Raw genomic sequence first — 12,074 nt, 5'->3', positions numbered from 1 at the left:
CCCTCATCGGCTAACCTTGATCCCCGCGCGCTCACGATCCCAGAGTTGGGAAAGATCCGCATTCGCGGCGTCACGCAGCTTGAACTTCTCTATCTTCTGGCTTGCATTTCTCGGCAGATCGGACATGACCTGCAGGAAGCGAGGCACCATGTAATAAGCCATTTCCCCGCGGCAGAACTCGATCAGCGCCGCCTGATCCAGTTGCGCGCCCGCCTTGCAGACAATCGCTGCCGCCACTTCGTCCTCGGCCATCTCGGATCTGACAGCAAACACCGCTACATCCTGAACTGCCGGATGCTGCAACAAGATCTTTTCCACTTCGTAGGCCGAAATATTTTCTCCTCGCCGGCGAATCGCGTCCTTCGTACGGTCCAGGAACCAGAAATAACCGTCTTCGTCCACATATCCGCAGTCGCCGGTGTGAAACCAGCCATTGCGCCATGCCTTGACGGTCGCGTCCGGCATCTTGTAGTAGCCCATCGAGTGCGCCCACGGCACATCGTGTCGGAGAACTAACTCCCCACGGGACCCGGCGGGCAACTCGAAATCGTTCTCATCGACGATGCGCGCGTGAACGCCCTTGCGCGCCCGGCCGCAAGATCCCAGCTTGCCGACCGGATCGATGAGGCTAAAAGCGTGAGACGGGCCAAAATCTGTCAGGCTATAGCTCTGGATGAACCGCAACCCAAAACGACGTTCGAAGTCCCGCCCGAAGTCAGGAATGGGCGCAGACATACACATGCGCAGCCGGTTGTTCACGTCGTCATCGCTGGCTGGCCGACTCCAGAGGATATTGATCATGGAGCCCAGCAGATTGGTCAGCGTTGCCCCGCTGCTACGAACGTCAGACCAGAAGCCTGATGCAGAGAAACGCTTCTGCACGGCGATGCTCGAATTGACCATCAGCGCGTTGTATGTCGCACCTTGCAAGGCATTGACGTGGAACATCGGCAAGCAGATGTACGCGATGTCGTCATCTCGTTGACCGAACGCCATAGCGTGACTGAGGCCCCATAGAAAACATTGAGCCTGTGAAAGCATGACGCCTTTGGATGGACCGGTGGTACCCGAGGTATAGATAATGTATGCAAGGTCACTGAATTGGACTTGCGTCTCTGGCGGCAAAGAAACTTCCGGGTAAAGCGTCTTGAACGCGCGAATTTCCACGCTTTGTGCAGTTTCAGCAAGACGCTGTTCCGGCAATTCGCCCAGCACGATCACCTGCTGTAACAGCGGAAGGTCTGCACTGATCTCTGCATACTGCTCCCAGAGCGCTGCATCGACGATCAGCACCGATGCTTCCGAATGCGTCAGCAGATAGCGCAACTGCTGACCGCGGCTGGCCGTGTTCAGAGGAATCGATACCGCACCCAGTTTGCCCAACGCGAAATAGCTCAGCAGCTGATCGACACTGTTCTCCATCAGCAGTGCCACATGGCTGCCGTGGCCGATGCCAAGTGAGGAAAACCCATGAGCCAACCGGTTGGACTGGAGATCCAGATCACGGTAAGACAGTTCGGTACCATCGGGCAGATAGCGCAGGAATACCTTGTCGCCATTCTGCTCAGCTTTTCGTGCCAGAACTCGCGGGGTCGTCAACTCACTGATCCGATAGCCACCCCAACGGTCAGGACTCGGAAGATCGTTCCCGGTTTGCGTCATGCTTGTTCTCCCTGCTTCTGGATATCACGAGCACGATCGACAGCGTGCGCGAACCTTTGCCCATCCCGGATTTCATCGGCGAGCAATAACGTCAATCTCGCGAGGAAGTCAACGGCATCCGCAGGTTGAAGCTCGTCGAGCGCCAAGGCGACTGAACGGAACGATTGCTCCATCGCCGCATTCAGGTTTGAGCCTCGGAAAATCGTGCGATTCCCGTCGCATTGCCCCGACGGCTGCTGCGGGCACAACACGCTGGCAACAGCGGCTGTGACAGTCTCCGGTGACGGTGCATCGATGCGCGCGCCGACATACCCGTCCGGGCGAACGAGTACCCATGTACCATCTTGCCCGTCGAGTTTCTCGAAGACGGTCGGCGCATGTGTGCGCGCAAGCACGACTGTCGATACAGGCACCCCGCCAGCCTGCAAGTTGTCAAAAGTGTGCTTCAGCTCCCGTGGTACGTTTCCGTCGGCGCTCAAGTAAATACCCGTGAACGCGTGCCGGGCGAGCCGGTCGTACAGGAAGCCGGGCTGACCATCACCGCGGTCGTCCACTGATGCGTCGGGTAATGGACTACCTTCCCGCGCGCCACGAACGGGATCCTCTTCCGGCGGCGGAGTCAGCAAAGATTCGGCACGGTTGGCATTGAATGCATCAATCAGTGGGTAGATGAACGGTTCATCGGGCAGCAGATCGAACGCGGCCTTTCGCATCAGCGCCGAGCCCGGCGTCGGCGCAGTCATGCATAGCGTCGCCTGTCCGATCGCGTGCAGATTGCGCACGATGGTCGGGCGGCGCTCGGCGTCATAGCGATCCAGGAGTGCATCGGGCGCGCCACCGTTGAGCACCGTAGCCAGTCGCCACGCAAGGTTGCTCGCGTCCAGCAGCCCCTGGTTCATTCCCCGACCACCAAAGATAGGCGTCTGATGCGCCGAGTCTCCCGCGAAAAAAACACGGCCATGGCGATAGTTCGTCAGGCTGCGCGACATCGGGCGATAGGAGGAGATCCACACGATCCGCCATTCAGGCAGCGGGTCGCTTCCCATCAGGAGCCTGACCTGGTCGGCCACCACTTCTGCAACGTTTTCCGGTCTGAGGGCGTCCTCCAACTGCTCATCATCTTCCAGCGCGTAGTCAAGTCGCCACGTGTCAAAAGGCTGCTTGTGCAGGAGGACCGCCGACTGCGGTTTATAGGGAGGACGGATCCAGAGTCGCCGTGCGACGGGATGGGAAGTCTTCATCTCGAAGTCGCAGATCACGAAGTTACGCTGCACCACCCCGTCACCGACTTCCTCATATGCCAGTCCAAGGCTGCGGCGCACTTGCCCACGCGCACCATCAGCCGCAACGACATAGTCGACCTGCAACTCGTAGTTACCGCGCTCCGTCTGCACCGACACGGCCGGAAAAGACCCCTCGTCCTGGCGAACGCCGGTTACAGCACTCAGCCAACGCAACTCGATGTCTGAATGTGCCACGACCGCATCAAGTAGAACTTTTTCCGTCCACGGCTGCTGCAGCACACTCACATCCGGGAATTTCTCGGTGGGCGACTGCTCATAAGGCGCGCTGTGTATCAGATTCTCGCCACAATAGATGTAGTTGCGCTCTCTCACCACCGCCAACGCCCTGAACTGCTCAGCCACGCCAAGACGGTCAAGTACCTGTACGCTACGACGCGATACCGCTAGCGTGCGACTGCTATCAGAAAGCTGATCCCTCGCTTCCAGGACGACAACGCTCACGCCCTGCTGGGCCAGGGACAACGCTGTCGCCAATCCAACAGGGCCTGCACCGACGACAGCGACCTGGAACTTCTTGCCGCGCCGATCACCAAGCTCAGGCGGCACTTCGAATGGATACTTCTCCCACTGGAAGAAACTGGGTTTTTCGACCTTCATGGCTCGTTTCTATGGTATTGTCCGTCTAACGGACGTATGTACGTGTTACGGACAATGATGTATGCTTTGACTTAACCCGGTCAAGCGGGGGAAAACCCTCGCCTCCTGATCATGTAAGATCAGACCGTTCGCCGTATCCCAAAAGCATCTGCTCACATTCGAATAAGTTCGCCTCATGCCCATCGATGAACATCACGCAGATTTCGTAACTGCGTTCGCACGCGGCCTTGCAGTCATCCGTACCTTCGAACACGGCGCGGATCGACTGACGCTTAGCCAGGTAGCTGCCCGGACCAACCTGACGCGCGGATCTGCAAGGCGCTTTCTCCTGACTTTGGAGGCGCTGGGCTATGTGACCCAGGATGGAAATAGTTTTAGATTGAGCCCCAAGGTGCTGGACCTAGGCTACTCGTATCTGTCATCCCTTCCTTTGTGGGAAAAGGCACAGCCTTTCATGAAGGAGATCGTCGACACGATTGACGAGTCGTGCTCGCTCGGAGTTCTTGACGAAGGCGAAGTGGTCTACATTGCGCGGGTTCCACCTCGACACATTTACACGATCCATATGCAGGTAGGCTCACGTATGCCCGCCTACGTCAACGCGATGGGCCGTGTGCTCTTGGCGGCATTGGGTGACGCAGAGCTTGAAGACTACTTCGCTGCGCTGCAGCCGAAGAAACTGACCCCCCGGACAATCACGAGCGTTGCCGAAATCCGTCGCATCGTCAACGAGACACGTGACAAAGGCTATGTGATAACAGAAGACGAGGTATATGAGGGACGACGGTCGGTTGCCGTACCTATACGCAACCGCGAAGGCCAGGCTATAGCGTCAATCAATATCAGTGCGATGGATAGTCGCGCAAATCGCGAGACCTTCGAAAAGAAATTCCTACCGCTACTCAGCAATGCTGCGCAACAGATTGGCCAATCACTCTAGGCTCTCTTGACTATTCTGCCGCTGGAGCTCAGTTAAACGTGCGCGACGAAGCGGATTGGCAGACCGACGCGCCGCGCGTAAGGCGGACGACGCCCAGGCTGCCACCGGCTTCATGGCCTCAAGATGCGGCGGACAACGGACCCGGAGAAACCTAACGAATACGAGAAGGGTTCGGCAGGCAATTAAACATCTAAGCGATGAAGCTGGAATAAATAAATATGCATCCGATATTTGTTATGGATTCCTGTTGGTTAGCATTTCCCGCACTAGATTCCTTATCACGTATGTGGGACAAATATTCAGTGCGCAGGATAATTGAATAACTCGACTCATGAGCTTCTATACATGAGGAAGGATTCATCGAAATGCTGTCTCGCTCAGACCATGGCGGAGGTTTCGATGGCGTGCGCACTATTTCGCGCCTTGGCGCCAACTCGTTTTCAGTCAGGCGCTCCACTGCCGCGAAGTAAGCGCTTGCGAAGCGTTAGCTTTGTCGCCCTGCTCCGTCTTTAGAACGGATTCCGGTTACTCAGTCGCGCGCAATCGCTGTCCGGCAGGATGGGATGTTGCGCTTCCCATTCGCGACGGGTTTTCGCCAATTCGTCGGCGAGCAATTGCTCGTCTGGAAGTACGGTGTGATACTCCGCCGCGAGCACCTTGTTGGGCAGTCCGTCGAGTGCATAGCGTGCGATCGCTGCATTGGTCCTCGCACAAAGGATCAGGCCGACCGGCGGATTTTCGCCGGGTAGCGTCCAGTGTTCCTTCGCGTAGTCGCAGTACATATGCATCTGCCCGACGTCAGCATGGTTCAGCTCGGTCAGTTTGAGATCGATGATCACCAGACATCGCAGACGCCTGTGAAAAAAGAGCAGATCCACGCGAAACCAGCTGTCACCGATGCGCAACCTTCGCTGCCGCCCGCGAACGTGAAGTCGCCGCCCAGCTCAAGCAGGAAGTCCTCCAGCCGGTGGATGAGCGCCTCTTCAAGATCGCTTTCGGAATACTCGTCCTTCAGGTCAAGGAACTCCAGGACATACGGATCCTTGATCGCTTCTTCAGGAGACACCGTGTCACCGGGTTTCGCGACGGCGCCCTTCTCGAGCATGGCGCGCTTATCTTTGGACATCAGTGTGCGCGTGTAGAACTGGCTGCCAATCTGACGTTCGAGCTGCCTCACGCTCCAGCCGCCACGCAGCGCTTCCGCTTCGTAGAACGCCCGCTCTTCGGGCGATCGCGTCCGTCGCATCAGCCGCACGTAATGCGTCCAGGACAGCGGGAAGCGCTCTGCGAGTTGCTGGAGCGAAAAATGCCGAACCAGCGATTCGGAATTTGCCCTGGACGCCCGGGTCCGGGATTTCCGAATCACTGATTCGGATATGTCGCCCGCCGGATAGCTCTGGTAGAACAGGCGCATCAATTCCAGATTGTCCGCGCCGAAGCCCCGCCCAAACTGTCTGGAGTTCCTGGCATTGCCAATTGACGCGACGAATGCGCTTGCAGTGATGGGACCGATCCCGGGAATCTCGGCAAGTTTGCGGCTGTTGGGGTCGTCGTGGTGCCACGTTTGAATCTGCATCTCGAGCGCTCGAACGTGCTGTCAGTATGGGGTCTTCGTATAGCCAAACCGCTGCTTCAGCACGCGGAGCGGATCTTCAACCTCGGCGCGGATGCCGGCCTTCAGTCGCTCAATCTGGTCGAATATCGCGTCCAGATAATCGCTCGGGTCCAGTTATCTACGCCTGCCCGGAGAGCTGTCACAGCAACCCGAGGAACAGGCGGCACCGCTGCAGCAGACTACGCACGGACCGTTCACGTGCGCAGGGAAGCGCGCGCGATGGGTTCAGGGCCATCCGTACGCGCCCCACAATCATCGACCGCCCGCGGCTTGCCTGCCCCGCTCGACTTATCCAAAAGGTCAGAGGCGGCCGCGCACAGAAGTGAGATATCGACGGGCTTGCTGAGATAAACAGTTTCCGACGCAGATGCAGGTTCGTCCGGTAGCGCCAGCGGCGAAGCAAGTGCGAGAATGATTGGTACATGATTGAGCGCCGGGGTGTCCCGAAACAGACGGCGCAATGTTATACCGTCGATCTCCGGCAAGAGCCAGTCGGTGACAAAAAGATCCGGAGGTGCGTTCATCGCGAGCGCAAGTGCAGACTCGCCGGCACGAGCCCATACGACCTCAACGTCGTTCAGGCGGAGTGCCTCAGTCCATGCGCGTGCGGTCGCCTCGTCATCCTCGGCGAGCAGAACGACGCGCCTTGATGTTGGCTGGTTCAAAGCGCTTTTCGCCAGTTGATCGGTCCAAGGAACCAATAGCAAACGGCGGACCTGGGCGGTGCCTGTCCACATCGTTTTCCCCGTTCTGGGAAGCCCGGCTTTGAATGCGTTTCCCTGTACGCCTGTGTTGCCTTGCCTATGTGTGATAAGGTCCTTACAACATATAACTGGTCAACGCAGAGGAGCGCCGTGGACTACAGGGCATGGCCAGACGACCCGGCCGATGCGGAGGCGGCCGCCGCGCTCGCGGCACTCGAACAGGTCACCCTCACGCTCAGCTTCGACCCGGATGACCGGGCCAGCATCGAGGCGGCGCTCGGCGAACTGGACGCACGCATCGACGCCGCGATCGCGCCGTTTCGTGGACACCCCTTCGTCGAGGCGGTTGCCCGCCAGATCAAGGACGAATGCCGCTACCGTGTGCTGGAGCAGATCGTCACGGGCGCGGCGGCTGGTTCCGGCCGCACGCTTCACTGATGCCGTCGTGGCGCGTCGATGGCAGCTAGCACTGCTGCTACCGCCGTGTGACTGACCAGGCCGGCGACGGTTTTAATGAGATGGACCTGACGTCTCCCTTCGGGAGACACTGACGGACGTGCCGCTTACCGTCGACGTCGCGCCGCGCCCCCTCATCGGGCATCGAGCAAACGGCTGGCCCGATGTTGCGCGGGCGAGTGGACGCTCGCCCTTCCTCTTTTGCAACGCAACGTGGTGCGAAAGCAGACAACTGGCGCGATCGGCACGATCGCGACCGTCCGCAAGAGCGGCCCGCACGCGGCGCGCGGGAACGCGGGGGCTCCGTCCCTGCCCCTGGACTCGCCGTCTGGTGGCTGGGCTTGGGTTCAACAACCAACCCACACTCTGAACCGAGCAGCCCGGCCACGACGGCCTGCATCGCATTCAGGACATTCTTTGCTCCAGGCCTACGCAACGAAAAAGCGAACACGCAAGTGCCGGGGTGGTACAGGCATCCGCCCGCAAAGGGCCGAATTGCAGGCTGAGTCCGGTGTTTTTCGCCGTTTCGCGGCCTAAGCTTTGGCTCAATTTTGTGCAGCGGAACAAGGTCAACAATGTCCACACGACTTCACCGGGTGTCCCGCGCGGTCGGTTTTGCCCTCGCCGCCGGCACATTCGCCCTATCTTGCCCGACGCTGGCGAGGCATCCAACCGGGCTCTCTCCGCTTTCCGCCGACGATCAGATTTTCTGTCCGACAGCTTTCGATGTAAGACGCGCCTAGTGCCAGCTCCAGTCGAAAATCGATCCCGCATTGCCTATAGAAAGGCCACACTTTTTCAGTGCCATTCGATATCTGCTGTGCCTCGGCGCGCTGACATCGTGGGACGTTTGACTTTATGTGGCCCCGTGTTCGCTTGGCCTGTCCGTATCTTCTACCTTACGGACGCACCGGTCTGTTCGAGGGCCGCCGACCAGTGGACAAAACAGGCACACCGCGGCCTGTTTCCTGGACCACATGAATCGCAGCAAATGCGACTTCGTCGCTCGACCTTTTCGTCGATTTGCCTCTCGCGCTGATCGCTTTGGGTCGCGTGCAAATCGTCGACCGTGATCGTCAGCGATGATTTTTGACCGCCTCATCTGACGCCGTGTATCGTGGACGTCCTCGGGATATACACAGCAGCGATGCGGCTGACGCGAGCAATGCCTGCGCCAGATAATCTTCAGATATCCATGGAGCCTGCGTTCAGCGTTAACGGGAATGGCATGGGCATAGCCGGAACGGGCGGACCGAGCGAGCAGGAGTTCTGGGCGCCGACGGAGGCTGTTCGACTGACGTTGTGGAGATTGCCGGTCCCGTCTGCTCGGAGGCGAGGCCGGTACGGTTCTTTCCAGACAATGTCTGGCGGGATTGCGCGGCAATACGAGTCACGCTTTCACCCGCCGTTACAGGTCTGCGCTCACATCTCCGACGATGCGGCACACATCACCGCCGACGCGATAAAGCGGGCGAATTCGACCAGATCCTGGCAATCATGCCGTCCGCCGACTTCAAGGTGGAAGCAGTGAAACGAGTATTACCGCTCAGGGCCGTTAGCGCCGCGCATCTCGATCTTCGTCCAAGGGGTGACAGATCTAATGCCGCCTATGGCCGGGGATCGATTATTTTTTACAAGTCACGGGTAATCGAATCCGGGAGAGTCCGTCGCCGGTCGGAGCCTAGGCGTCGCGGGTCTGTTGCTCGCCCATTGCCGATCCGCGATTTCGCCAGCGCTCCCGTTCAGGATGCAGCATTGGCGCGCATTCTCCATCGTGCAGGCAGCATGCACCTCAGGCAGGGTTTCTGCTGCGTGGTGGATGCTTGTCGCGTCCGACCTTCCCTGTTGTTCGACCGTGTTTGCCCTGTTCCAGATGCGCTTCCTTTTCGTCATCGGCAATCTGAGCGACTACCACGTCCCGCGGTATGAAGCGCTTGCCAAGCTCGCGATCGCTCGCGGAGACAAGGTCTCCTTAGTCGAGGTGGCTGGAAGGTCTGGTGCTTATTGCTTTCCGCAGGAGGGTCGCATCGCATTTTTTCAGGGCTCCCCACCGGATGCTGTCACGCTGATCGAAGGTGCCAGCGAGACAGATCATCATTGGTTGCGTGTCGGTAACGGATTGCTCATGGCGCTACGTCGATACAGTCCAGACGTCGTCGTGACGCTTGGCTATAACACGTACTACTCTCTTTTCCTGTGGTTACTGAAAGTGCTGGGAAAACGCTTTACGCTTATCTACATGTCGGACTCAAAAGCCGATGACGGCAGGCGATATGCGCTCAAGGAGCGCCTGAAACAGGCACTGGTCTCGGGCTTTGATGGGGCGCTGGTCGCGGGCGAAAAACACCGCGCTTACGCCCGATCACTGGGTATGCCGATGAGCCGGTCCAGAACGGGCTTTGATGTGATCGACGTTGAGTATTTTTCGGCGGCTTCACGCGTAGCCCTCGCGAGCGCGTCGACGATTCGTTGCAACTTCGGCCTTCCCGCGCGCTACGCCATTTGCGTCAGCCGGTTCATAAGGCGCAAGAACGTCGATCTGTTGATCGAGGCATTCTGCCGGTCACAACTGCACGGGGCGGGACTGTCCCTGCTGCTGGTAGGGCAGGGGCCGTGCGGCCCGGAAGTCCGCAACGCAATTGATCGACTCGGGATGCACAGGCATATCCAGATCCTTGGTAGCGTCCCTTATTGCGAAATGCCGGCCCTGTATTCACTGGCCGAATTCGCCGTGCTGCCGAGCGCGTACGATCAATGGGGGCTTTGCATCAGCGAGGCGTTCGCAGCAGCGAAATCCGCCATCGTAACCAAGACCTGTGGCGTCGCAAACGAGCTGGTGCTCGACGGTATCAACGGCTTCATCGTCGAGCCGGGCGACGCTGCAACGCTGGCTGACCGGCTTGTAAAACTGTCGACGGACGATGCGTTGCGAGAGCGATTCTCGCAGAACGCCGTTTCAACAGTCCGTCGCTGGACGCCCACGCTCTTCGCGAGGAACGTTATCGAGCTCGCCGATTCGCTCACCGGAGCAGCGACATCTCTCGCCCCTAGTAGAGGCGCCGCAGCGTAGCTCGCCGTTACGATCACAGATAGCGTACAAAAGCCGGAGGCGCTTTGGCCGCACCCGTCGGCTCGAGCATTCCCGCCATCGAGTACACATCATTAGCCGTAGGATGCATGAAGTCGGAGGCTTGCGCCAAAGAGTCTGCTGGGACCTGGCGTGCCGGGAACGCGCCATGCTCGCTAGAGTAAGCCGCTTGCGCGCGAGAGCAACATGCTTGCGCGCACACGACGAGAGACTTCAGTCGTTGAGCACGGCGCGTCGACCTTGCGCAGTATTACGGAGAGGAAAGTGACCGAGGCGAAGCTCTACGATCGTAGCTTCAGCGAGGGCTACGAGACAGGCTTTACTGGTCGGGCGCGCAGGTGCCCATACACCGCCAGCAAAGGCATGTTCGACGAGGAACAGTGGCATGCCGGGTATCTGTACGGCCAGCATGTCGCCATCATGCAGCACCTGCAGACGGGCGCACGTCCGCACCACACACCTGTTGCGGCGGCGGACAGCGCGTGGCCGGGTTGGATCTGGTCTGTTCCGCTCGCCGCATTCGGCGTGGTCGGATGGCTCGGTATCCACGCGCGACTCATGATGGGCAGACGGTCACGGTTACGCTCGACGGGATGAAGCGCGACAGTGGCCCCGGGCGACGCCGGCGTTGTTATCGCTTTCGCATCCGACGAGAGAGCGATCCGTATATTGATCCGGACAAGTGGTACGCAGCAACGCCGGTGCAATCCGGCTCATAGTGGTCGTGCTTGCACACGATGGCTCGCCGTGCGCTACAGAACACAGATCGCACCGCTGTCGATCGGTGCGGGTACGATGCTGGATGATGCGCCCGGCAAGTATGGCTCGCACTCGCACTGGTCGCGTGCTTACATCCCTGCGGCTTGCCGCATGGAATGTCGGATTCGACCGCCGGTTCGGCGATCGGAGTTCGCGGGCTTTCATCGTCACGGCTGCTCGCTCACATGCGCGAGCCAAAAAACTGGGGATGGTGGATAGGCAGACCGTGATTCGCGCGAAGCGTCCGCGCTGTTTCGCGTCGTCGAACGCGCGATGGTGATCGCTGTACGGTGACGACGTGCTGTCACCAGCCCTACTGCAATGCGTGCCGGTGACGCCTAATACTCGCCGAGCGATATCGCGAGATCCCACAAAGCGAGTACGCACAAAATTCCGATTACTGTCGCAATGAGAGCAACGAGGAAACCATCAGACCGTGGGCGCTTCATCTGCGTGCTCGGAACTGTTGCCCGCGATCCGTCTCCGCGGTGAGGTAGACAGGATGGAATCAATGAATGTGTGCGCTCGGCCCTCCCCGTACCTGAACGCCTCTTGCTCAGTAAGAAAGTTGAACTGTTCTGGAAAACTCGCAATCACTTGATCTGGATTACCAGGCGAAGAGATGATCCACGACACGCGGTAGCGCCGACATATGCCACCGAACGCATGCCACTTTGCTGGCGTGACGAGGACTTCAATTTTGCAGCCGCGATATGGCGCATAGGACTTGGCGGGCATGGCATTCCTCGCTTCAGCACACAGCGCGGAGCGACCAATTGCGCGCATCGTCTGCTTCCACGGTCACCGGACGGTGACCCAGATAACGACAGCATCCGACATGCCGAGTGGGCCGATTTAATCCAGCCTCAATCGGACTTTTGGATTCCGTATGAGAAGTTGCGAGAGCGTGATCGCCGGCGGTTGCGGGCAGTACCGCTATCTCGTGAGC

The 12,074-nt window shown here is 59.0% G+C and carries 7 protein-coding genes and 3 pseudogenes; 4 read left to right on the top strand and 6 right to left on the bottom strand.

From position 1 onward, the window contains the following. Positions 1-3 precede the first annotated feature (3 nt). Both VSR68_RS24850 and VSR68_RS24845 read right to left on the bottom strand, forming a co-directional pair. Positions 4-1,662, bottom strand: coding sequence for an AMP-binding protein (locus tag VSR68_RS24850; protein WP_342942371.1), 1,659 nt, complete (start codon positions 1,660-1,662; stop codon positions 4-6). Beyond that, positions 1,659-3,563, bottom strand: a complete 1,905-nt coding sequence (locus VSR68_RS24845; protein WP_342942370.1) for an FAD-dependent oxidoreductase — start codon at positions 3,561-3,563, stop codon at positions 1,659-1,661. The genes VSR68_RS24850 and VSR68_RS24845 overlap by 4 nt, the downstream gene beginning before the upstream one ends. Before the next feature lie 175 nt (positions 3,564-3,738). Here VSR68_RS24845 and VSR68_RS24840 point away from each other — a divergent pair, with 175 nt between their 5' ends. Beyond that, a complete protein-coding gene (locus tag VSR68_RS24840) occupies positions 3,739-4,503 on the top strand; it encodes an IclR family transcriptional regulator domain-containing protein (protein ID WP_342942369.1) in 765 nt (254 codons plus the stop codon). A gap of 509 nt (positions 4,504-5,012) precedes the next feature. On the opposite strand, the pseudogene VSR68_RS24835 reads toward VSR68_RS24840, so the two are convergent. The 4 genes and pseudogenes from VSR68_RS24835 to VSR68_RS24820 all read right to left on the bottom strand — a co-directional run. After that, positions 5,013-5,962 (bottom strand): annotated as a pseudogene (locus VSR68_RS24835) (PDDEXK nuclease domain-containing protein); the annotation flags it as partial. Next, a pseudogene (locus VSR68_RS24830) lies at positions 5,963-6,100 on the bottom strand (transposase); the annotation flags it as partial. It lies immediately after the preceding pseudogene. A 3-nt stretch (positions 6,101-6,103) separates the two neighbouring features. After that, positions 6,104-6,232: pseudogene (locus VSR68_RS24825) on the bottom strand (IS5/IS1182 family transposase); the annotation flags it as partial. Positions 6,233-6,312: 80 nt separating this feature from the next. Next, on the bottom strand, positions 6,313-6,855 hold the full coding sequence (locus VSR68_RS24820) for a response regulator (RefSeq protein ID WP_342942368.1): 543 nt from the start codon (positions 6,853-6,855) through the stop codon (positions 6,313-6,315). 117 nt (positions 6,856-6,972) lie between these two features. Here VSR68_RS24820 and VSR68_RS24815 point away from each other — a divergent pair, with 117 nt between their 5' ends. The 3 genes from VSR68_RS24815 to VSR68_RS24805 all read left to right on the top strand — a co-directional run bounded on the left by VSR68_RS24815 (position 6,973) and on the right by VSR68_RS24805 (position 10,963). Beyond that, the gene (locus VSR68_RS24815; protein ID WP_342942367.1) at positions 6,973-7,260 is read left to right on the top strand and encodes a hypothetical protein; all 288 of its coding nucleotides are present in this window, start codon (positions 6,973-6,975) and stop codon (positions 7,258-7,260) included. Between the two features lie 1,837 nt (positions 7,261-9,097). Then, positions 9,098-10,348, top strand: a complete 1,251-nt coding sequence (locus VSR68_RS24810; protein ID WP_342942366.1) for a glycosyltransferase family 4 protein — start codon at positions 9,098-9,100, stop codon at positions 10,346-10,348. A gap of 282 nt (positions 10,349-10,630) precedes the next feature. Further along, positions 10,631-10,963, top strand: a complete 333-nt coding sequence (locus VSR68_RS24805) for a hypothetical protein (protein ID WP_342942365.1) — start codon at positions 10,631-10,633, stop codon at positions 10,961-10,963. Positions 10,964-12,074 lie beyond the last annotated feature (1,111 nt).

It is taken from the genome of Paraburkholderia phymatum (assembly GCF_038900715.1).
Taxonomy (GTDB): domain Bacteria; phylum Pseudomonadota; class Gammaproteobacteria; order Burkholderiales; family Burkholderiaceae; genus Paraburkholderia; species Paraburkholderia phymatum_A.
The sequence above is the reverse complement of the archived record's forward strand: the minus strand, read 5'-3'. Positions and strand labels throughout refer to the sequence as shown.